This window comes from Pseudomonas sp. M5A4_2d, from assembly GCF_053345295.1.
Genome location: NZ_JBKEZW010000007.1, coordinates 29,283 through 49,961 on the forward strand (window position 1 = coordinate 29,283; position 20,679 = coordinate 49,961).

The 20,679-nt window shown below is 59.7% G+C and carries 19 protein-coding genes; 13 read left to right on the forward strand and 6 right to left on the reverse strand.

Annotated elements, in window-relative coordinates; all coding sequences use genetic code 11:
* Nucleotides 1-91: 91 nt before the first annotated feature.
* Entirely contained in the window at nucleotides 92-805 is a 714-nt protein-coding gene (locus ACLBW8_RS17125) for a UTRA domain-containing protein (protein ID WP_064454894.1), read from the reverse strand.
* Between the two features lie 617 nt (nucleotides 806-1,422).
* Here ACLBW8_RS17125 and ACLBW8_RS17130 point away from each other — a divergent pair.
* The 6 genes from ACLBW8_RS17130 (at nucleotide 1,423) to ACLBW8_RS17155 (ending at nucleotide 6,799) form a co-directional block, all read left to right on the forward strand.
* On the forward strand, nucleotides 1,423-2,490 hold the full coding sequence (locus tag ACLBW8_RS17130; protein WP_064451679.1) for an ABC transporter substrate-binding protein: 1,068 nt from the start codon (nucleotides 1,423-1,425) through the stop codon (nucleotides 2,488-2,490).
* Nucleotides 2,491-2,693: 203 nt separating this feature from the next.
* Nucleotides 2,694-3,500 carry an alkaline phosphatase family protein gene (locus ACLBW8_RS17135; protein WP_432750393.1) on the forward strand — a complete coding sequence of 269 codons (807 nt, stop codon included), beginning with the start codon at nucleotides 2,694-2,696 and terminating at the stop codon, nucleotides 3,498-3,500.
* On the forward strand, nucleotides 3,479-4,342 hold the full coding sequence (locus ACLBW8_RS17140; RefSeq protein ID WP_447805922.1) for an ABC transporter permease: 864 nt from the start codon (nucleotides 3,479-3,481) through the stop codon (nucleotides 4,340-4,342). Before ACLBW8_RS17135 ends, ACLBW8_RS17140 begins: the two co-directional genes overlap by 22 nt.
* The gene (locus tag ACLBW8_RS17145) at nucleotides 4,329-5,129 is read left to right on the forward strand and encodes an ABC transporter permease (protein WP_064451676.1); all 801 of its coding nucleotides are present in this window, start codon (nucleotides 4,329-4,331) and stop codon (nucleotides 5,127-5,129) included. Before ACLBW8_RS17140 ends, ACLBW8_RS17145 begins: the two co-directional genes overlap by 14 nt.
* Nucleotides 5,126-6,115 carry an ABC transporter ATP-binding protein gene (locus ACLBW8_RS17150; protein WP_447805923.1) on the forward strand — a complete coding sequence of 330 codons (990 nt, stop codon included), beginning with the start codon at nucleotides 5,126-5,128 and terminating at the stop codon, nucleotides 6,113-6,115. The genes ACLBW8_RS17145 and ACLBW8_RS17150 overlap by 4 nt, the downstream gene beginning before the upstream one ends.
* 30 nt (nucleotides 6,116-6,145) lie before the next feature.
* Complete coding sequence (locus ACLBW8_RS17155) at nucleotides 6,146-6,799, forward strand: HAD family hydrolase (RefSeq protein ID WP_064451674.1); 654 nt, start codon at nucleotides 6,146-6,148, stop codon at nucleotides 6,797-6,799.
* A gap of 144 nt (nucleotides 6,800-6,943) precedes the next feature.
* On the opposite strand, the gene ACLBW8_RS17160 is transcribed toward ACLBW8_RS17155, so the two are convergent.
* Nucleotides 6,944-7,906 carry a zinc-binding dehydrogenase gene (locus tag ACLBW8_RS17160; protein ID WP_221294345.1) on the reverse strand — a complete coding sequence of 321 codons (963 nt, stop codon included), beginning with the start codon at nucleotides 7,904-7,906 and terminating at the stop codon, nucleotides 6,944-6,946.
* 138 nt (nucleotides 7,907-8,044) lie between these two features.
* On the opposite strand from ACLBW8_RS17160, the gene ACLBW8_RS17165 reads away from it, so the two are divergent.
* The gene (locus ACLBW8_RS17165) at nucleotides 8,045-10,126 is read left to right on the forward strand and encodes a carboxy terminal-processing peptidase (RefSeq protein ID WP_237140895.1); all 2,082 of its coding nucleotides are present in this window, start codon (nucleotides 8,045-8,047) and stop codon (nucleotides 10,124-10,126) included.
* Nucleotides 10,127-10,243: 117 nt separating this feature from the next.
* Nucleotides 10,244-12,013 (forward strand): bifunctional diguanylate cyclase/phosphodiesterase, encoded by a 1,770-nt coding sequence (locus ACLBW8_RS17170; protein WP_221294344.1) that lies wholly within the window; start codon nucleotides 10,244-10,246, stop codon nucleotides 12,011-12,013.
* Here the strand turns inward: ACLBW8_RS17170 and ACLBW8_RS17175 are convergent.
* From ACLBW8_RS17175 to ACLBW8_RS17190, 4 genes are all read right to left on the reverse strand, one after another.
* Nucleotides 12,010-12,381, reverse strand: coding sequence for a hypothetical protein (locus tag ACLBW8_RS17175; RefSeq protein WP_005786715.1), 372 nt, complete (start codon nucleotides 12,379-12,381; stop codon nucleotides 12,010-12,012). The genes ACLBW8_RS17170 and ACLBW8_RS17175 overlap by 4 nt on opposite strands.
* Nucleotides 12,378-12,716 (reverse strand): helix-turn-helix domain-containing protein, encoded by a 339-nt coding sequence (locus ACLBW8_RS17180; protein ID WP_064451671.1) that lies wholly within the window; start codon nucleotides 12,714-12,716, stop codon nucleotides 12,378-12,380. Before ACLBW8_RS17180 ends, ACLBW8_RS17175 begins: the two co-directional genes overlap by 4 nt.
* Before the next feature lie 95 nt (nucleotides 12,717-12,811).
* On the reverse strand, nucleotides 12,812-13,267 hold the full coding sequence (locus ACLBW8_RS17185) for a YkvA family protein (protein WP_064451670.1): 456 nt from the start codon (nucleotides 13,265-13,267) through the stop codon (nucleotides 12,812-12,814).
* A 323-nt stretch (nucleotides 13,268-13,590) separates the two neighbouring features.
* Nucleotides 13,591-14,331, reverse strand: a complete 741-nt coding sequence (locus ACLBW8_RS17190) for an FKBP-type peptidyl-prolyl cis-trans isomerase (RefSeq protein ID WP_064451669.1) — start codon at nucleotides 14,329-14,331, stop codon at nucleotides 13,591-13,593.
* Between the two features lie 245 nt (nucleotides 14,332-14,576).
* Between ACLBW8_RS17190 and ACLBW8_RS17195 the strand changes: the two genes are divergently transcribed.
* The 5 genes from ACLBW8_RS17195 to kdpC all read left to right on the forward strand — a co-directional run bounded on the left by ACLBW8_RS17195 (nucleotide 14,577) and on the right by kdpC (nucleotide 20,673).
* Nucleotides 14,577-16,388, forward strand: coding sequence for a di-heme-cytochrome C peroxidase (locus tag ACLBW8_RS17195; protein WP_447805924.1), 1,812 nt, complete (start codon nucleotides 14,577-14,579; stop codon nucleotides 16,386-16,388).
* The gene (locus ACLBW8_RS17200; RefSeq protein ID WP_447805925.1) at nucleotides 16,385-17,548 is read left to right on the forward strand and encodes a catalase family protein; all 1,164 of its coding nucleotides are present in this window, start codon (nucleotides 16,385-16,387) and stop codon (nucleotides 17,546-17,548) included. The genes ACLBW8_RS17195 and ACLBW8_RS17200 overlap by 4 nt, the downstream gene beginning before the upstream one ends.
* 554 nt (nucleotides 17,549-18,102) lie before the next feature.
* On the forward strand, nucleotides 18,103-18,201 hold the full coding sequence (gene kdpF / locus ACLBW8_RS17205) for a K(+)-transporting ATPase subunit F (RefSeq protein ID WP_053255293.1): 99 nt from the start codon (nucleotides 18,103-18,105) through the stop codon (nucleotides 18,199-18,201).
* 107 nt (nucleotides 18,202-18,308) lie between these two features.
* The gene (gene kdpA, locus ACLBW8_RS17210) at nucleotides 18,309-20,015 is read left to right on the forward strand and encodes a potassium-transporting ATPase subunit KdpA (protein ID WP_447805926.1); all 1,707 of its coding nucleotides are present in this window, start codon (nucleotides 18,309-18,311) and stop codon (nucleotides 20,013-20,015) included.
* A 10-nt stretch (nucleotides 20,016-20,025) separates the two neighbouring features.
* On the forward strand, nucleotides 20,026-20,673 hold the full coding sequence (kdpC, locus tag ACLBW8_RS17215; protein ID WP_447805927.1) for a K(+)-transporting ATPase subunit C: 648 nt from the start codon (nucleotides 20,026-20,028) through the stop codon (nucleotides 20,671-20,673).
* Nucleotides 20,674-20,679: the final 6 nt, after the last annotated feature.

The following is a 20,679-nucleotide window of genomic DNA, read 5'->3' on the forward strand; positions in this document are numbered from 1 at the left end:
TGTACCGAGGCGCCCGCATCGCAGGCAAGCCAGCTCCCACATTAAGCTCGCGGTGCATCGGCTGATGGTCAGCCAGCCCGGCAGCCGACTGTCAAACCACATCGACGCCGACATGAATCGCATCATGCCGCCAGAACTCCAGGTCGCAGTCGATCAACCGCTGATGCTGGTCATAGTTCACCCGTGCGATGCGCAAGCCCGGGCTGCCCACCGACACGCGCAATGCGCCGGCGGCTTCCACCGGCAATGACGTCGGTACGATTTCGAAGCGCACGCGGCCGTAATGCAAGTCGTACTTGCGCGCATACAGCTCGGTCATTGATTGATTCAGGTCGCATTCCAGAATCCCCGGAAAATACTGCGGGTTCAGGTAGTGCTCCACATACAACACCAGGCGCCCATCAATCCGTCGGCCTCGGCAAATCTGGATCACACTCGACAGCGCCGGCAATTGCAGCCATGCACACACCGCCGCCGACGCCGGTTGCAGGCGCGCAGAAATCACCTCGGTCGACGCCACCCGCCCCTGGTCGCTGACCATCGCGTGAAAGTGGCTGCGTTGCATCAGGTTGTAAGCCAGCCGTGGCGGCGAAACAAACCACCCGCGGCGTTCCTCGCGATAAATCTGCCCTTGGGCCTCCAGTTGTAACAAGGCTTCCCGCACAGTAATTCGAGTGGTACCAAACAACTCGCTGAGCTTGCGCTCGGCGGGCAATTTACTCGCAGGCGGCAACAGGCCGTGGTCAATCTGCTCTTGCAGCGCCAGGCCGATGGAGGTCACCGCCTTGATTGCCTCATCACGCATCAACATTACCTATCTGGACTAGACCAGCACCGTTCAAGTGCACAAACCGCGCTTTATTTGGGCTTCTGCTATTGCCTGCCAGCCTAGGCATTACAGATGACCGACAGATGACAGTCCCTGTCCAGGCCCTGCACCACACCCTGCAATACATCGGCCAAGTCCAGGGCCTGCGGGTACTTGAGCATGGTCTACGCTGAGTCTGCACTGAGCGACAAAAGCGATTTAAAAACGACACAGACATGAAACTGTCATCCATCGAGCCTAGATTGGCTCAGGTATTGCTCTGACCTAGACCAAAGGGGCGATTCATCACTGATTTCTTGGGGCGCGCCGGACCTGATTTTGTGCAGGGCAAGGCGCGAGGAGCGTGGTTTGGTTGTTCCAAATATGCGACGAGTAACGCAGCCCTGCGCAAAATCAGGCCCGGCCCTTCGGGTTGCGCCTGAAAGCCGGCCAGGCTGTGTTGCAGTCCTTGGCAAGGAAACGACCCTTACCTGCGGACTGCGCCTAGCCCGGCCGGCTTTCAGGCGCAACGCGCCACAAGAAATCAGTGATGAACCGCCCCCCCGCAAACGTTCTTAAAAACGCCGCGTTGAAAACGCCCAAAGGAGCTTCGGATGAAAAAGCTTTTCCTGGCATCACTGTTAGGCTCGACCATTGCCATGTGCACCGCCGCCATGGCCGCTGATACCGATCTGAAAACGCTGGAAGCCGCCGCGAAAGCGGAAGGCGCCGTCAACAGCGTCGGCATGCCCGATGACTGGGCCAACTGGAAAGGCACCTGGGAAGACCTGGCCAAGACCTATGGCCTCAAGCACATCGATACCGACATGAGCTCGGCCCAGGAAATCGCCAAGTTCGCCGCCGAAAAAGACAACGCCAGCGCCGATATCGGTGACGTCGGCGCGGCCTTCGGCCCGATCGCGGTGAAACAGGGCGTTGCGCAGCCGTACAAGCCGAGCACCTGGGCGCAAGTCCCGGATTGGGCGAAAGATAAAGACGGCAATTGGGCCCTGGCCTACACCGGCACCATCGCCTTTATCGTCAACAAAAAGCTGCTGCACGGCTCCGAAGCCCCAAAAAGCTGGGCTGACCTGAAGACCGGCAAATACAAGGTTTCCATCGGTGACGTGAGCACTGCCGCACAAGCCGCCAACGGCGTGCTCGCAGCAGCCCTGGCCAATGGTGGCGACGAGAAGAACATTCAGCCTGCCCTGCTGATGTTTGCCGAGATCGCCAAGCAAGGCCGCCTGTCACTGGCCAACCCGACCATCGCCACCATGGAAAAAGGCGAAGTGGAAGTGGGTGTGGTCTGGGACTTCAACGGCTTGAGCTATAAAGCCAAGATGGCCAACCCGGATGACTACGTCGTGCTGATCCCATCGGACGGCTCGGTGATTTCCGGCTACACCACCATCATCAACAAATACGCCAAGCACCCGAACGCCGCCAAGCTGACCCGTGAATACATCTTCAGCGACGCCGGCCAGACCAACCTGGCGCGCGGCAACGCCCGTCCGATCCGTGCCGAGCACCTGACCTTGCCTGCCGACGTCCAGGCCAAGCTGCTGCCTAACGAGCAGTACAAGAAAGTCACGCCGATCAAAGATGCCGACGCTTGGGAAAAGACCTCCAAGGCACTGCCGCAGAAGTGGCAGGAAGAAGTCATCATCAATATGCAGTAAGGCCTGAGCTGTAAACACGGTCAGTGTGGGAACTGGCTTGTGTGGGAGCCGGGCTTGCCCGCGATGCAAACGACTCGGTGTGTCATGTAAGCCGAGGTGATGCTATCGCAGGCAAGCCAGCTCCCACATAAGCAAGCGCCCACATTTGATCCGGTTCCAAGATGAAACCGAGCCAAACCAGCCGTTGCGGAGCGTCTCCCCCTATGAAGCACAACGTCATCCTTGTGGTGCTCGACGGCCTGAACTACGAGGTTGCCCGACACGCCATGGGGCATCTCCAGGCCTATATCGGCGCAGGACGCGCAGCGCTTTACAAACTGGACTGTGAACTGCCGGCCCTGTCCCGGCCGTTGTATGAATGCATCCTCACCGGCGTGCCACCGATCGACAGCGGCATCGTCCACAACAATGTCTCGCGCCTGTCCAACCAGCGCAGCATTTTCCATTACGCCACCGACGCAGGTCTCACTACAGCGGCGGCGGCTTATCACTGGGTCAGCGAGTTGTATAACCGCACGCCCTTTATTGCCGCGCGTGACCGTCATACCGACGACAAGACGCTGGCGATCCAACACGGGCATTTCTACTGGAATGACCACTACCCGGATTCGCACCTGTTCGCCGACGCCGAAAGCCTGCGCCGCAAACACGCGCCGAATTTCCTGGTGGTGCACCCGATGAACATTGATGACGCCGGCCACAAGCATGGCCTCGATACGCCGCAATACCGCAACAGCGCGCGCTCGGCCGATATCATCCTCGCCGACTACCTGCAAGGCTGGCTCGATGCCGGTTACCAGGTGTTGGTGACTGCGGACCACGGCATGAACAACGATCGCTCCCACAACGGCCTGCTGCCGGAAGAACGTGAAGTGCCGCTGTTCGTGCTGGGCTCGGCCTTCAACTTCGACCCTTCTGCCAGCCCCAAGCAAACCGAACTGTGCGGCACCGTCTGCGAACTGCTCGGCGTACCCCACGACAAACCTGTATGCCGGGAGCTGCTGAAGTGAACTCCATCATCCGTGGCAAATGGCTGGCGATCCTCTGCCTGGTACCGTTTGCGCTGTTCTTTATCGTGTTTGAAATCGCCCCGCTGGTGTGGGTGATGATCAACAGCCTGCAATCGGAGGAGTTCGGCTGGGGCCTGGCCAACTTCACCAGGATCTTCAGTTCGAAGTTCTACCTGCAGGCCATCCAGTACAGCCTGGAGATCAGTTTCTATTCAAGCGTGTTCGGCATCATCATCTCGGTGCTCGGCAGCTACTCGTTACGCCGTGTGGACGGGCCGCTGCGCAACTTCGTGACCGCCTTTGCCAACATGACCAGCAACTTTGCCGGCGTGCCCCTGGCCTTCGCGTTCATCATCCTGCTGGGTTTCAACGGCAGCATCACCATCATGCTCAAGCAGGCCGGGATCATTCAGGACTTCAACCTGTACTCCAAGACCGGGCTGATCATTCTCTATACCTACTTCCAGATTCCACTGGGCGTGCTGCTGCTTTACCCCGCCTTCGATGCGTTGCGTGAAGACTGGCGGGAGTCGGCCTCGCTGCTCGGCGCCAACGGCTGGCAGTTCTGGCGGCACATTGGTCTGCCGGTGCTCACCCCTGCCCTGCTCGGCACCTTCGTGATCCTGCTGGCCAACGCCCTTGGCGCCTATGCCACGGTGTACGCGCTGACCACCGGCAACTTCAACGTGCTGCCGATTCGCATCGCGGCAATGGTCTCCGGCGACATCTCCCTGGACCCGAACATGGCCAGTGCCCTGGCCGTGGTGCTGGTGGCGCTGATGACGGCGGTCACCGTGGTCCATCAACTGCTGCTCAAGAGGAGCTACCATGTCTCGCGCTGAAGCCGGCTCGGCCTCCCTCTACCATCGGGTAGTGGTGTATGTGTTATTCGCGATCCTGGTGTTGCCGCTGGTGGGCACCTTTGTCTACTCCATTGCCAGCAGTTGGTCGGCGACGATCTTGCCGGCCGGTTTCACCGTCAAATGGTACGTGCAGCTCTGGAGCGACCCACGCTTCCTGGCTGCCTTCGGCCAGTCGCTGCTGGTGTGCGTGGGCGCACTGATCCTGTCGGTGGTGCTGATTTTGCCGCTGCTGTTCGTGGTGCATTACCACTTCCCCAAACTCGACGCGCTGATGAACATTTTGATCCTGCTGCCCTTCGCGGTGCCGCCGGTGGTGTCATCTGTGGGCTTGCTGCAATTGTATGGCTCCGGGCCATTTGCAATGGTGGGCACGCCGTGGATTCTGATCGGCTGCTACTTCACCGTGGCTCTACCGTTCATGTACCGCGCGATCACCAACAACCTTCAAGCGATCAACCTGCGCGACCTGATGGACGCCTCGCAACTGCTGGGTGCCAGCACCTGGCAGGCGGCGATCCTGGTGGTGCTGCCAAACCTGCGCAAAGGCCTGATGGTGGCGCTGCTGCTGTCGTTCTCGTTTCTGTTCGGTGAGTTCGTATTTGCCAATATTCTGGTGGGCACCCGCTATGAAACCCTGCAGGTCTACCTGAACAACATGCGCAACACGAGCGGCCACTTCACCAGTGCCATCGTCATTTCCTATTTCTTCTTTGTGCTGGTGCTGACCTGGGCCGCCAATATCTTGAACAAGGACAAAAGCCAATGAGCTTCGTCAGCGTCCAACACCTGCAAAAAGGCTACGCCGGCACCCCGGTGTTCAGTGACATCAACTGCGAGATCGCCAAGGGCGAATTCGTCACCCTGCTCGGCCCGTCCGGCTGCGGCAAGTCGACCTTGCTGCGTTGCATCGCCGGGCTTACGTCGGTGGACAGTGGGAAAATTCTGCTGGATGGCCAGGACATCGTCCCCCTGAGCCCGCAGAAACGGCATATCGGCATGGTGTTCCAGAGCTATGCGCTGTTCCCCAACATGACCGTGGAACAGAACGTCGCCTTCGGCCTGCGCATGCAAAAGGTCAACGCCGACGACAGCCACAAGCGTGTGCAGGAAGTGCTGCAACTGGTGGAACTCAAGGAACTCGCCGGTCGCTACCCGCACCAGATGTCCGGCGGCCAGTGCCAGCGTGTGGCACTCGCCCGCTCCCTGGTGACCCGCCCGCGCCTGTTGCTGCTGGATGAGCCGCTGTCGGCGCTGGACGCAAGGATCCGCAAGCATCTGCGCGAACAGATCCGCCAGATCCAGCGTGAACTGGGGCTGACCACGATCTTCGTGACCCATGACCAGGAAGAAGCCCTGACCATGTCGGACCGCATCTTCCTGATGAACCAGGGCAAGATTGTGCAGAGCGGCGATGCCGAGACCCTCTACACCGCACCGGTGGATGTATTCGCCGCCGGGTTTATCGGCAACTACAACCTGCTCGACGCCGACAAGGCCAGCCAATTGCTGCAACGCCCGATCAGCGGGCGCATCGCGATTCGCCCGGAAGCCATCGAACTGAGCCGCAGCGGCGAGCTGGACGCCCTGGTGCGCAGCCACAGCCTGCTGGGCAACGTGATTCGCTACCGCATTGAAGCGCGCGGCGTGGAGTTGGTGGTCGACGTGCTCAACCGTTCCGCCGGCGACCTGCACCCGGATGGGCAGCGCCTGGCACTTTCCATCGACCCGAGTGCGTTGTGTGAAGTAGCCTGACGCAACGATTTAATTGAGAGAGCATGACGGATGGCATTGGTAATTTTTGATCTGGACGACACCTTGATCCACGGCGACTGCGCCACGCTGTGGAGCGAGCAGATGGGTCGCCTGGGCTGGGTCGACCCTGAGTCGTTCATGCGCAAGAACAACGAACTGATGGACGCCTACAGCCAGGGTAAGCTGTTGATGGAAGACTTCATGGACTTCAGCCTGGAGCCGATGATCGGGCGCACGCCGGAAGAAATTGACCACTTGGTAGAGCCATGGGTCGAGGATGTGATTGAGCCGCTGATCTACAGCGACGCCACCAAAACCATCGCCCGGCACCGCGCGAATGGCGACCGGATTCTGGTGATTTCCGCCTCGGGTACTCACTTGGTTACGCCGATTGCCGCACGTATCGGTATCGATGAAGTGCTGGGGATTGATCTGGACGTCAGCCATGGCGCTTACAGCGGCCGTACCGTGGGTGTGCTGACTTACCGTGAAGGCAAGATCACACGGTTGCTGGAATGGTTGGAGCAGGAAGGTGAATCACTGGAGGGGGCGTATTTCTACTCGGATTCGCGCAATGATTTGCCATTGCTGCTGAAGGTCGATCACCCGCAGGTGGTGAACCCGGACCCGGTGTTGCGCGAGCATGCTGAAAAAGCCGGCTGGCCGATCCATCAGTGGGTGTGACCCCACCTCTTTGAATTGAAATCCTATCAAAATGTGGGAGGGGGCTTGCTCCCGACAGCGGTATGACAGTGAAGAATTCTTCATCTGACACATTGCGATCGGGAGCAAGCCCCCTCCCACACTTGATTGCATCTCAACTTGAGATCAGACCAAGCTCTCGTCAATCACCAACACCAATTTCCCGGAAATCTGGTTGCTCGCCAACTCGGCAAAGGCCGCCTCGGCATCCCTGATCGAGAAGGTCTTGGCCAGTTGCGGGTTCAAGCGCCCCTCTGCAAACAGCGGCCACACCTGCTGGCTCAAATCACTCAACAGGTCCGCCTTGAACTCATCGCTGCGGCTGCGCAAGGTCGAGCCGAGTAACTGGATGCGCTTGCCCAGCACCTGAGCCAGGTCGAGCTGAGCGTCACGCCCGCCCATCAAGCCAATCAACACCCAACGACCATCCAGGGCCAACAGCTTCAGGTCCAGGGCCGCGTAATTGCCGCCAACCGGGTCGAGGATCACATCGAACGGCCCAAAATCGCGCAGCCCTTCAATACCGTCGGTACGTACCACGCCGCCCTGGGCGCCGAGCGCCTCGCAGTAGGCCAGCCGTTCCGCCGAGCCGACACTGACCCAGCAGGGGCTGCCAAATGCCTTGCACAACTGGATTGCCGCCGAGCCCACGCCGCTGGCGCCGGCATGCAACAACACTTTTTCACCGGGTTTAAGGCCCGCCAACTGGAACAGATTCAGCCACGCCGTGCTGTACACCTCTGGCAACGCCGCGGCTTCGGCCAGCGACAAACCTTCCGGCACCGGCAGCACGTGGCGGGCGTCCACCACCACTTCTTCGGCCATGCCACCACCGGCCAGCAGCGCGCAGACGCGATCACCGACTTGCCAGGACGAACCTGCACCCACTTCGCTGATTACCCCGGAACACTCCAGGCCGAGTACATGGCTGGCACCCGGAGGGGGCGGATAGAGCCCCGCGCGCTGTAACAAATCGGCGCGATTAAGGCCAGCAGCCGCCACACGAATGCGAACTTGGCCTACATCGCAGGTAGGACTGGGCTCTTCCAACCACTCCACATGACCTTCAACGCCTTGCAATGCTTTCACAGTGCCTCCATAGTGAGTCTGGACTGAGCCCGTAGCTGTAGCGCCGGGCTTTTTGCATTATGCGACCGGATCATATGGAACCGGCTCCCTCAAAGACGGCCTAATATGCGTTATCAATTGCCCCCGCGTCGAATCAGCATGAAGCATCTGTTCCCCAGCACCGCCCTCGCTTTTTTCATTGGTCTCGGCTTCGCGTCGATGTCGACCAATACGTTCGCAGCCAATAGCTGGGACAATCTTCAGCCTGATCGCGATGAGGTGATTGCCAGCCTTAACGTTGTCGAGTTGCTAAAGCGCCATCACTACAGCAAGCCGCCGCTGGACGACGCTCGCTCGGTGATCATCTACGACAGCTACCTCAAGCTGCTGGACCCGTCGCGCAGCTACTTCCTGGCCAGCGATATCGCTGAGTTCGACAAGTGGAAGACTCAGTTCGACGACTTCCTCAAGAGCGGCGACCTGCAGCCAGCGTTCACCATCTACAAGCGTTACCTGGACCGCGTCAAAGCGCGTCTGGACTTCGCCTTGGGTGAGCTGAACAAGGGCGTCGACAAGCTCGACTTCACGCAGAAGGAAACCCTTCTGGTGGACCGCAAGGACGCACCTTGGCTGACCAGCACCGCCGCTTTGGATGACCTGTGGCGCAAACGCGTCAAGGACGAAGTGCTGCGCTTGAAGATCGCCGGCAAAGAGCCGAAGGCCATTCAAGAGCTGTTGACCAAGCGCTACAAGAATCAGTTGGCACGTCTGGACCAGACCCGTGCCGAAGACATCTTCCAGGCCTACATCAACACCTTCGCGATGTCTTACGACCCGCACACCAATTATCTGTCGCCAGATAACGCGGAAAACTTTGATATCAACATGAGTCTGTCGCTGGAAGGCATTGGTGCCGTGCTGCAAAGCGACAATGACCAGGTCAAGATCGTGCGTCTGGTGCCGGCAGGTCCTGCCGACAAGACCAAGCAGGTCGCCCCGGCGGACAAGATCATCGGCGTGGCCCAGGCCGACAAAGAGATGGTCGATGTGGTCGGCTGGCGCCTGGACGAAGTGGTCAAGCTGATCCGTGGGCCGAAAGGCAGCGTGGTGCGCCTGGAAGTGATTCCGCACACCAATGCGCCGAACGACCAGACCAGCAAGATCGTGTCCATCACCCGTGAAGCGGTGAAGCTCGAAGATCAGGCCGTGCAGAAGCAAGTCCTCAACCTCAAGCAGGATGGCAAGGATTACAAACTGGGCGTGGTGGTGATCCCGGCGTTCTACCTGGACTTCAAGGCGTTCCGCGCCGGTGACCCGGACTACAAGAGCACCACCCGCGACGTTAAGAAAATCCTGACAGAGCTGCAGAAGGAAAAAGTCGACGGCGTGGTCATCGACCTGCGCAACAACGGCGGCGGCTCCCTGCAGGAAGCCACCGAGCTGACCAGCCTGTTTATCGACAAAGGCCCGACCGTGTTGGTGCGCAACGCTGACGGCCGTGTCGACGTGCTCGAAGACGAGAACCCGGGCGCGTTCTACAAAGGTCCGATGGCGTTGCTGGTCAACCGCCTCTCGGCCTCGGCTTCGGAGATTTTCGCCGGCGCCATGCAGGACTACCACCGCGCGTTGATCGTCGGCGGCCAGACCTTCGGTAAAGGCACCGTGCAGACCATTCAGCCGCTGAACCATGGCGAACTGAAGCTGACCATTGCCAAGTTCTACCGGGTTTCCGGGCAGAGCACCCAGCATCAGGGCGTACTGCCGGATGTTGATTTCCCGTCGATCATCGACACCAAGGAAATCGGCGAAAGCGCGCTGCCCGAAGCGATGCCGTGGGACACCATTCGCCCTGCGATCAAACCCGCTTCGGACCCGTTCAAGCCGTATCTGACGCAGCTCAAAGCTGACCATGACGCTCGCTCCGCCAAGGATGCCGAGTTTGTGTTTATCCGCGACAAATTGGCCCTGGCCAAGAAGCTGATGGAAGAAAAAACCGTCAGCCTTAACGAAGCGGATCGCCGTGCGCAGCACACTGACATCGAGAATCAGCAGCTTGTGCTGGAAAACGCCCGCCGCAAGGCCAAGGGCGAAGACCCGCTCAAAGAGCTGAAGAAAGAAGATGAGGATGCCCTGCCGACCGAGCCTGAAAAAACCAAGCCGGAAGACGACGCCTACCTGTCCGAGACAGGCCGGGTACTGCTGGACTACCTGAAAATCAGCAAGCAGGTGGCCAAGCAGTAAATGAAGTCAATTTAATGTGAGCGCTCCCAAGAGTGTCATCATATAGACATCATTCTGTCGTGAAATGAAGGACCGCAGGCTTAATGCCTGCGGTCCTTTTTTTTGATCGAGATCGCCATGACCATGACCGAACAGCTGAATGCATTGGGTTCAATCCTGGCTCAAGGCAGTTTGCACAGCTTGTTCCAACCGATCATTTGCCTGTCCGAGCGGCGCATCCTCGGCTACGAAGCCCTCAGCCGTGGCCCGTCCAATAGCCCGCTGCACTCCCCCGTCGCCCTGTTCTCGGTAGCCAGCCATGCCGGGCGCCTCAGTGAACTGGAAATCGCCTGCCGTGAAAGCGCATGCCGGCGCTTCAGTGAACAGAAACTGCCGGGCAAACTGTTCCTGAACATCTCGCCGGAATCCCTGATGGAGACGGCGCACCAGCCGGGCCGCACGCTGCAACTGTTGCGCGACTTCGGTATCCCACCCAGCCAGGTGGTGATCGAGCTCACCGAGCAGACGCCAACCGACGATTTCGACTTGCTGCAAACCGCGCTGCATCATTACCGCAACATGGGCTTCGCCATCGCTCTGGATGACTTGGGCGCCGGCTATTCCAGCCTGCGTTTATGGTCGGAACTGCGCCCGGATTACGTGAAGATCGACCGGCATTTTATCGACGGCATCCACCAGGACGCGCTCAAGCGCGAATTCGTCGGCTCGATCCTGCAAATCGCCCGAGCCTCGCGCGCGCAGGTGATTGCAGAGGGCATCGAATTGCCAGAAGAGCTGGCGGTGCTGACCGAGATGGGCGTTGACCTGGTCCAGGGCTACCTGCTTTGCCGTCCACAGGAACAGCCTCCCCAGGAAGCACGCCTGATGCTGCCCAAACAGGACAACGCCAACCTCGCCCTCAGCGAAGAAAGCAGCGACCTCAGCGCCCTGCTCAACGAACAACCAGCAGTGGATCAGGACACCGCCACGGCCCTGGTCCTGGAATCCTTCCGCCGCCAGGCCAACCTCAACTCCCTGGCCGTGCTGGATGGGCGCGGCCACCCGGTCGGCATCGTGCACCGGCATTCCTTGTCGGACGCGCTGCTCAAGCCGTTCGCCACTGACCTGTTCGCGCGCAAGCCCATCAGCCGCTTGATGAGCGATGACTTTCTGGCAGTGGAGTTGAGCCAATCCCTGCAGCAAGTCAGCCGCTTGTTGACCAGCCGCGCACGCCAGCGAATTGAAGAAGATTTCATCATCACCCTCAATGGCGATTACCTCGGCCTGGGTCGGGTGATTGATGTGCTCAAGCTGATCACCGAACTGAAGATCCAACAAGCGCGCTACGCCAACCCACTGACACTGCTACCCGGCAATGTGCCGATACAGCAATGCCTGACGCGCCTGCTGCAACAACGGCGCGAGTCGGTGATCTGCTACGTGGATATCGACAGCTTCAAGCCGTTCAACGATATCTATGGCTACGGGCGCGGGGATGAGGTGTTGCTGTGCCTGGCGCAGTGCCTGAACGACCGGGTCGACCCGAGCCGCGACTTTGTCGGGCATATCGGCGGGGATGATTTTTTGCTGGTGCTCGGCCCGCAGGATTGGCGCAAGCGGCTCAACCAGTTGCTGGATGACTTCCACACGCAATGCCGACGCTTCTATCGCGCCGAACACCTCGACGCCGGCTGCTTCGTGGCATTGAACCGCCAGGGCGCGCGCCAGGAGTTCGCCTTGCTGTCGCTGTCGATCGGCGTGGTGCATTTGTATCCACAGGCCTGTGGACAACTGGATGCCAGCCAGTTGGCGGAGATGGCCTCACAGGCCAAGCACCACGCCAAGGATGTGGCCGGTTACAGCATTCATGTCATCGACAGCATGGACAGCCTGCCCCAGGCGCTTTAAGCCTCGGCGGATTCCGGATACTCGTATTCGAACACTCGCACCACTTCCGAGGCATGCCAGGACGCGGCGGCCACACCATCGGATGGCCCGCTGAAACGCCCCAGGCGCTCTACACACTCAAAGAAACCGGTACGCGGCAAGCGACTGGCGCCCTGGCTGATGACCAGAGAACTGCGCAAGGGTTGCTCGGCCTTGGCGTCCAGTGCGGCCAGGTGTTCAAGGGCTGCGGCCAGCGTCTGCATCGCCGGTGTGGGGAACTGCAGGCGCTCAAGCAGCGCGCGGTAGGTCAGCAGGTGGCGCTGGCGGCGCGCCTGGTCCAGTTCGTTGAGTAACCCATCCCAGTGTTGACGACTGATTCGTAGGCTCAAGATTCATCCCTCCAACCTGCAACGCCCAATTCCCAGGCCAGGCTGCGGCGTATGGCGGCATCCGGCTGGCGTTCACCACGTTCAATCAATCCAAGATATGACGGGCTGATACCCACCGTGCGGGCCAGGGTTTCGATGGCCAGGCCCTTGGCTTCACGCAGGCCGCTCAGGTCCGCGAGCGGTCGCAGGTCCTGGTCAATCGTGATGGGTGCGGCGGGGGAAGAAGCGGCTGTGGGTTGCGGCTGACCGGCGGCTTTTAGCAGCGCCTGGTACTGGTCCCATGGCAACACCGCATACTCGGGCTCGCCATTGCGTAAAATTATCTGAATATCCATGACTGCCCCGTAGGATAACAACACTTACTAAGTAAGTTCTTTCCTTAGAAGTGTAATCCTAACAGCCCCGAAGGTCGCAGGGGATATAAGAGACATCAGTTTTTTTGTGGGTTTTCCTGGGCCAGGAGTGCAGCCGTCGCAGGCAGTCGCTCAACCACGGCAAGTTTTTCCGGGCGCTGGGCGTCGCGCCAGGCGCGAAAAGCGCTCAGCTCGCCGTTCAAGGTCTTCATGACCCATGCCAGCACAGCGATGTCATCGAGCATGCCGAATACCGGGATAAAGTCCGGGATCGCATCAATCGGGCTGAGGAAATACATCAACCCCGCCACCACCGAGATCAGCGCCTTCGGGCTGATCGCCCGGTATTCTCCGCGCCAGTAAGCCAGGCACAGGGCCTGGAGCAATTTGAGATCATCCTTGAACTTACCCAGCCGGTTGCCCTGGTTTGAGCCTTTGGCGGCAACGGCAAACAGCAGGGTAGGTAAACGCCCACGGCCCAGCAAGCGCGCAGCCATGGGCAGGAAACGGGTGAAATTGAAAGGTGGTTTCATGCGTCACTCCAGTTCCAGGCGACATAAAAGGTTATCCACACAAATTGTGGATAACCTTGTGAACAGAGCCTGTTTTATCGGCTGAAAGCCACGGACTACAAGGCTTTCAGTCAGATCGGGCGTTTTTTGCGCACATAAAAAAAACCCAAGATTTCATTGACTTGGCGCTTCGGTGCGGCTACCCGTGCTCGAGTCTAATATCAGACTGTTTCAGATTGCAGGGGTTCGTTTGGATTTGCATCGGGTTTGACTGGCGAGGTTTTGCCATACCCCAGATACGACAACGCCCCGTCGAAACGGGGCGTCGTGTGTTCAGCTGCCGATTACTTCTTGGCAGCCGGAGCAGCAGGAGCGTCAGGGGCTTCAGCCTTGGCTGGGTCCTTGATGGCCAGCAGTTCCAGATCGAATACCAGCACGGAGTTGGCTGGAATCGCAGGGCTCGGGCTCTGCGCGCCGTAGGCCAGGTCGGACGGGATGTACAACTCGACCTTCTCGCCCACGTGCATCAGTTGCAGGCCTTCGACCCAACCCGGGATCACGCCGCTGACCGGCAGGTCAATCGGGCTACCGCGATCTACGGAGCTGTCAAAGGTAGTGCCGTTGGTGAGCTTGCCGGTGTAGTGAACAGTCACCACGTCGGTCGGCTTAGGCTGAGCGCCATCGGCCTTCTTCACGATCTTGTACTGCAGACCGGAAGCCGTGGTCACTACGCCGTCTTTCTTGGCGTTTTCTTCAAGGAATTTCTTGCCGGCGGTTGCCGACTCCTCGCTCATTTTGGTCATGCGTTCTTCAGCACGCTTCTGCAGTGCGGCAAACGCTTCAACCAGCTCGTCGTCTTTGAGCTTCTGTTCTTTCTTGCCAACGGCATCTTCGATGCCCTGGGCTACTGCTTTGGAGTCCAGGTCATCCATGCCTTCTTGAGCAAGGCTTTTGCCCATGTTCAGGCCGATGCCGTAGGAAGCTTTCTGCGCCGGGGTTTTCAGCTCTACGCTGGTCTGCGAATCACAACCCGCAAGTACCAGGCTAACCAGGGCCACCGCCGCCGCCAACCGATGCTGTTTCATGCTATTTCCTTGTTCGTGCGCCAAAAGGGCATTCGAGTAAAGTCGCGAGCTTATCAGGCGGCCACGACCAATGGCTACCGGCATCTGAGCAGGAAACTTCTGATAAGTTCACGTGTTTAAAAGCATTTTCATTCATTATGACGTTCCGCGAAGGATCGCGGACTGCCTCTAACAGCCTACTGGCCACTTGCCGCACCTGTGGCGCAATGGCATAAGAACGCTACAACTCGACAAGGATAGTTATCTTGCGCATTTTTTCCCGTGTTTTACTCCTGATACTTGCAGTACTGGGCATTGCCCTCACCGTGGTGCTCTATTACACCGCCAACCCCAAGCTGCCGGACTACGTGCCCGTGGAGCAGGTGCACTACCAGGACCAATGGAGTGCGGCTGATCGCCAGACGTATTACTTCACGCCTCAGGGCACCCAGGTAAAAGGCCTGCATTACAACTGGTTTACCGCTCTGGAACTGCCGTTTTCGGAGCAACGTTTTGCCACGCCCGAATACCTCGCGCGCTTTGGTTTCCTGGTCGATCCCAAACAAGTCCCTACCGCGCAGAACCCCGGCAACCTGCCGGTAGGTTTCGCCCGGCATCAGAACGCCGGCAGCAATGCTGAATACCTGGATATCACCTGCGCCGCCTGCCATACCGGCGAATTGCACTTCAAAAACCAGGCCCTGCGCATCGACGGCGGCTCGGCCCAGCATGTGCTGCCCTCCAGCGTGCCGACCCTGCGTGGCGGCAGTTTCGGCCAAGCCCTGGTGGCCAGTCTTGCCGCCACCTATTACCTGCCGTGGAAGTTCGACCGTTTCTCCCGCAGCGTGCTCGGTCACGACTATGACGAGCACAACAAGCAACAATTGCGTCAGGACTTCAAAGCGTCGCTGAACCAGTTCCTCAGCGTTGCCTGGAACGACACCCACCGCGGCCTCTACCCCACCGAAGAAGGGCCGGGGCGCACCGATGCGTTTGGCCGCATCGCCAATGCGAGTTTCGGCGACGCCATTTCAGCGGAGAATTATCGCGTCGCCAATGCGCCGGTGGACTACCCACACCTGTGGGATATCTGGACCTTCGACTGGGTGCAGTGGAACGGCTCAGCCCAGCAACCCATGGCGCGCAATATCGGTGAAGCCCTTGGCGTTGGCGCCACACTGGATTTCTTCGACAGCGCCGGCCAGCCCCTTCAGGGTGATGCGCGCTACCCATCGAGCGTACGGGTGCGTGACCTCAACCGAATCGAGGAGACCCTGCAACGCCTCAAACCACCCGCCTGGCCGGAAGACCTGTTCGGTGCCGTCGACAAGCCCCGCGCCGCCCAAGGCCGTGCACTGTTCGCCGAGAACTGTGCCGGCTGCCACGTGCCCGCCGTCAATCAGGTCAATGGTCGCCCGGTGCAGCAACTGAAAATGCTGCCTGTGGACTACATCGGCACCGACCCCGGCGCCGCCACTAACATCGCCGATCAGCGCTACGACCTCAGCGCCCTGCAATGGGACGCGGCGGAATTGGCCACGCTCAACGTCGAGTTGCACCCCAAGCCGAGCGCCTCGCTAAATCTGCACAAAATGTCGGTTGCCCAGGGCCTCGCCTACGTCACCGCCTTTGTCGAGGACCACGCCTACCGTGCGGCCGGCGTGACCCCGGCCGAACGCCCAAGCCTGGACGGGTTCGGCCTGCCCATTGGCGTGCGCGAGTTGCGCGCCTACAAAGCGCGGCCATTGGCCGGCGTGTGGGCCACCCCGCCGTTCCTGCATAACGGCTCGGTACCCACGATCTTCCAATTGCTCTCGCCTCAGGACGAGCGCAGCACCACCTTCTACAAAGGCACGTTCAACTACGACCCGCGCCACCTGGGCTTTGAGACTGGCGCCTTCAAAAATGCCTTTGTGTTCGATACCACAATCACCGGCAACCACAACAGCGGTCACGAATTCCGTGACGGCAAGCGTGGCAATGGCGTGATCGGCCGCGCCCTGCTGCCGCAGGAACGTTGGGCGCTGCTGGAATACCTCAAAGTGCTGGGCGGCCCGCTGGAGCAACAACTGCCATGATGATCCGATCTCAATACAAGCAACCTTCGATGCTCGCACGTCTGTGGCTGCGCCTCGGCGCATTTCTGGGTAAAACCCTGTTGTGGCTGGTGGGCCTGGGACTGCTGGGCTGGCTGGTGGCAACGGCCTGGTTTGCCTGGCAACACAGTGGCCCGGTGTCACCGGACGAGCAGGTCCCGCCCGGTGAAGCGGCCATGAGCCAGGGCATCATCCAGACGGCGGTGCGTATCGTCGACCAGCATCGCGAAGGCACCCGCTACTTGCGTGATGCCCACGCCAAGGCGCATGGCTGCGTGAAGGCCGAAGTCAGTGTGCTGAAGGACCTCGATCCGGCCTTGCGCCAGGGCGTTTTCGCCGAGCCGGGCAAGACCTGGCAGGCGATAATGCGCCTGTCCAACGGCAACGCCTATCCGCAGTTCGACAGCATCCGTGATGCGCGGGGCATGGCAATCAAGCTGCTGGATGTACCGGGCAAACAGCTGATGGCGGACCAGCAAACACGCACCGAGCAAGACTTTGTGATGTTCAGCCACCCGAACTTCTTTGTCAGCGACGTAGCGGAGTACGCGCAAAACATCGGCGCCCAGGCTGATGGCAAGAAAGTCTTGGCGTTCTTCCCCAACGTCGACCCACGCAGCTGGCAGGTGCGCCACTTGTTTATCGCCCTGGCGACCCTGGCGCCGCCACCGGCCAGCCCGACGCAGACCACGTACTTTTCAGTTTCGCCCTACAAATTTGGCGCGGCGAATGCCAAGTTTCGCGTGGCGCCCGACCCGCAAAACTGCCCGGACTATGTGCTGCCAAAACAGAATCAGGACCTGCCGAATTTCCTGCGCAGCGCCTTGAATCAGCAACTGTCCACCGACCGAGTGCCGGCGTGTTTTGTGTTGCAGATTCAGCGGCAGAATCCGCAGAAGTTCATGCCGATCGAAGACACCAGTATCGAATGGAAGGAAAGCGACGCGCCTTATGAAACGGTGGCCAAGGTGAACATCCCCGCGCAGGACTTCGACACGCCGGCCTTGAACCTCGCCTGCGACAACCAATCGTTCAACCCTTGGTTCGGGCTGGAGGCGCATCGACCGATTGGCGGAATCAACCGACTGCGCAAAGCGGTGTATGAGGCTGTCAGCGACTATCGGCATAGTCGTAACTTGTAATCGATGGGCGCTGGCTTGCCGGCAATGCCAGCACCTCGGTGTATCAGCCACACGGAGTGGCTGCCCTCGCAGGCACGCCAACTCCCACCTCTGGACCGCGTTCGATATAAAAGATGCAGTGACCCATTTCGCGTAAAGAAGGCGTATAGATTGCCTATTCGCCATAACGATTACGTCGTCCCTATTGAGCAACTAAGGCTGCACACTTTACCGTCACTTCCTACCCCCAAAACCCGTAGGAAGTCATCGTGGAAAGTTCAACTTTAGGCATGGTCGTCCTGTCAATGATTGCGCTCTTCGGCACCGCCGCGTTTTGCTTCGAGCACCTTGCTACCCGCGGCGAGAAGAAAAAGAAAGCCAAATAAGCTGATCACTGAAATCAGCAGAACCCCAGACTTTCAAGGGATACCCCGGCATCGGGCTATCCCTTGTTTTCGTTCGTCGGCGCAAAAACCTTCTATATACCGTCTTAATACCGCCGCCCGTAATCAGTGCCCGAGCTTGATACGCCAACGCTTAACCTCGCCGGCTTATTCAACAAGGGGAGTTTCACCGTGCTCACACTGACCTTCATCTATGTCGCCAGCGGTTTATGTGCCGTCGGGCTGTTCGCTTACTTGGGCTACGCCCTCATTCGCGCCGAAAAGTTCTAGGGAGTTCGCCATGTACGACGTGATGTTCATGGGGCTTTCCCTGGTGTTTTTTGTTGCGACTGCCATGGCCATTGTTGCCATGGGCAAGATTTGAACGGAGCCACGACATGTTAAGCACTTTGCTGGAATTTGCGCTGGTCCTGGGGTTGATGACCGCGCTTGCCGTGCTGATGGGCAAGTGGCTGACCCGGGTGTTCACCGGGGCCCGCCATGCCTTGCCGGAACGTTTTACCTATCGCCTGCTGGGCGTCGACCCACTGGAAACCATGGGCTGGGCCCGCTACGGTTCGGCCCTGCTGCTGTCGAACGCGGCGATGATGCTGCTGGGCTATATCGTCCTGCGCTTGCAGGCGGTGATGCCGATCAACCCACTGGGGTTGGCCGCGCAAACCCCGGACCTGGCGTTCAACACTGCCGCCTCCTTTATTACCAACACCAACTGGCAGGCGTACTCGGGTGAAACCAGTCTGTCGAACTTCAGCCAGATGGCCGTCATCACCTTTCTGATGTTTGTCGGCGCCACTTCAGGCGTCGTTGCCGCCGCGGGTTTTATTCGTGGATTGAGCCGCTCAAGTGCGGCCGATATCGGCAACTTCTGGGTCGACTTCACGCGCACGCTGTACCGGGTAATGTTGCCGCTGTGCGTGGGCATGGCGCTGGTGTATGTGTGGCAAGGCATGCCACAGACCTTCGCCTCCCAAGCCTTGGCCACGACGCTGGAAGGCGCGCAGCAACAGTTGATTGTCGGTGCGGTCGCCAGCTTTGAATCGATCAAGCATATCGGCACCAACGGCGGCGGTTTCTTCAGCATGAATGCTGCGCACCCGTTCGAAAACCCGACACCGCTGACCAACATCCTGCACATCCTCAGCATGCTGTTAATCCCGTCGGCACTGACCTACACCTTCGGCAGCATGCTGTTGCAACGCCGTCAGGGCTGGGTGTTTTTCGCCACGTTCCTGGTGATGTTTATCGGCTTCCTGGCGCTGGTGTATGGCGCCGAACAGACCGGCAACCCGCTGCTGACCCAGGCCGGCGCCAACCAGACGCTGTCGATTGAGCAAAGCGGCGGCAATATGGAGGGCAAGGAACTGCGCTTCGGCATCGCCGACAGCAGCCTGTTTATCGCCACCACCACGGCGGCGACCACCGGCTCCGTCAACACCATGCATGACTCGCTGACCCCCATGGGCGGCTTCGTGCCCCTGGCGCAGATGATGCTCAACTGCGTATTTGGCGGTGACGGCGTGGGCTTCATCAACCTGATCCAGTACGCGCTGCTCACGGTGTTCCTGGTGGGCATGATGATCGGCCGCAGCCCGGAATTCCTCGGCAAGAAAATCGAGGCCCGAGAGATGAAACTGGTGATGCTCTCGGTGCTCGCACACCCGATCAGCATCCTTGGTTTCACCGCCCTCGCCGCCCTGTGGCCAGACACGATGGCCAGCCTGAACAACCTCGGCCCCCACGGTTTCAGTGAGGTGCTGTACGCCTACACCTCCGGCACCGCCAACAACGGTTCGGCCTTCGCCGGCCTGAACGCCAACACGCCGTTTTTCAACACCACCATCGGGCTTGCGATGTTGATCGGACGCTTCTTCACCATGCTGCCGATGCTCGCCGTGGCCGGCTCCCTGGCGATGAAAAAGACCGTGCCTGCCGGCGCCGGCACCATCCCTACTGCGACCCCGCTGTTCATGCTGCTGGTGGTGTTCGTGGTGCTGGTGGTCGGTGGCCTGACCTTCTTGCCGGCGCTCGCGCTCGGCCCACTGGTGGAGCAACTGCAGTTGCTGTCCGGCCAGACGTACAACTAAGGACATGTTGATGACGACTCAATCGATATTCAAAGGGCTGTTGCGCCCGGTGCTGGTTTCGGCGGTGTTTTTCATGCTGCTGACAGGGCTGGCGTACCCGGCCTTCACCACACTGGCGGCGCAACTGTTGTTCCCGTTTCAGGCGCAGGGTTCGCTGATTGAACGCGACGGGCTGGTGATCGGCTCCGCGCTGATCGGCCAGGATTTCACCAAGCCCGCGTACTTCCATGGCCGCCCGAGCATGACCCTCGGTACCGACCCGCAAGACCCGAGCAAAAGCGTTTCGCAGCCCTACAACGCAGGCGCAAGCGGCGCCAGCAACCTGGGGCCGACCAGCCAGAAACTGGTGGACCAGGTCAGCGCACGCGCCAAAGCCTATCGCCAGGACAACGGCCTGGCTGCCGACGCACCGGTACCGGTGGACGCGGTCACCGCTTCCGCATCGGGCCTGGACCCGCACATCTCGGTGGCCAACGCCCGGCTGCAACTGGCGCGAGTGGCGCGCTTGCGGCAGATCCCCGAAACCGAACTGCTGCAACTGCTCAACGACCACACCGCCGCCCGCACCCTTGGTTTGCTCGGCGAGCCACGGGTGAATGTGCTGCAACTCAACTTGGCGCTGGATGCGCGTCAGCCCTCTATTGCGGTCAGTGAGTAAGAGATG

Bases quoted from the DNA above. Each gene is read 5' to 3' on its own strand.
- ACLBW8_RS17125 (WP_064454894.1), bottom strand. From the start codon at position 805: ATGCGTGATGAGGCAATCAAGGCGGTGACCTCCATCGGCCTGGCGCTG.
- ACLBW8_RS17130 (WP_064451679.1), top strand. From the start codon at position 1,423: ATGAAAAAGCTTTTCCTGGCATCACTGTTAGGCTCGACCATTGCCATG.
- ACLBW8_RS17135 (WP_432750393.1), top strand. From the start codon at position 2,694: ATGAAGCACAACGTCATCCTTGTGGTGCTCGACGGCCTGAACTACGAG.
- ACLBW8_RS17140 (WP_447805922.1), top strand. From the start codon at position 3,479: ATGCCGGGAGCTGCTGAAGTGAACTCCATCATCCGTGGCAAATGGCTG.
- ACLBW8_RS17145 (WP_064451676.1), top strand. From the start codon at position 4,329: ATGTCTCGCGCTGAAGCCGGCTCGGCCTCCCTCTACCATCGGGTAGTG.
- ACLBW8_RS17150 (WP_447805923.1), top strand. From the start codon at position 5,126: ATGAGCTTCGTCAGCGTCCAACACCTGCAAAAAGGCTACGCCGGCACC.
- ACLBW8_RS17155 (WP_064451674.1), top strand. From the start codon at position 6,146: ATGGCATTGGTAATTTTTGATCTGGACGACACCTTGATCCACGGCGAC.
- ACLBW8_RS17165 (WP_237140895.1), top strand. From the start codon at position 8,045: ATGAAGCATCTGTTCCCCAGCACCGCCCTCGCTTTTTTCATTGGTCTC.
- ACLBW8_RS17170 (WP_221294344.1), top strand. From the start codon at position 10,244: ATGACCATGACCGAACAGCTGAATGCATTGGGTTCAATCCTGGCTCAA.
- ACLBW8_RS17180 (WP_064451671.1), bottom strand. From the start codon at position 12,716: ATGGATATTCAGATAATTTTACGCAATGGCGAGCCCGAGTATGCGGTG.
- ACLBW8_RS17185 (WP_064451670.1), bottom strand. From the start codon at position 13,267: ATGAAACCACCTTTCAATTTCACCCGTTTCCTGCCCATGGCTGCGCGC.
- ACLBW8_RS17190 (WP_064451669.1), bottom strand. From the start codon at position 14,331: ATGAAACAGCATCGGTTGGCGGCGGCGGTGGCCCTGGTTAGCCTGGTA.
- ACLBW8_RS17200 (WP_447805925.1), top strand. From the start codon at position 16,385: ATGATGATCCGATCTCAATACAAGCAACCTTCGATGCTCGCACGTCTG.
- kdpA (WP_447805926.1), top strand. From the start codon at position 18,309: ATGTTAAGCACTTTGCTGGAATTTGCGCTGGTCCTGGGGTTGATGACC.
- kdpC (WP_447805927.1), top strand. From the start codon at position 20,026: ATGACGACTCAATCGATATTCAAAGGGCTGTTGCGCCCGGTGCTGGTT.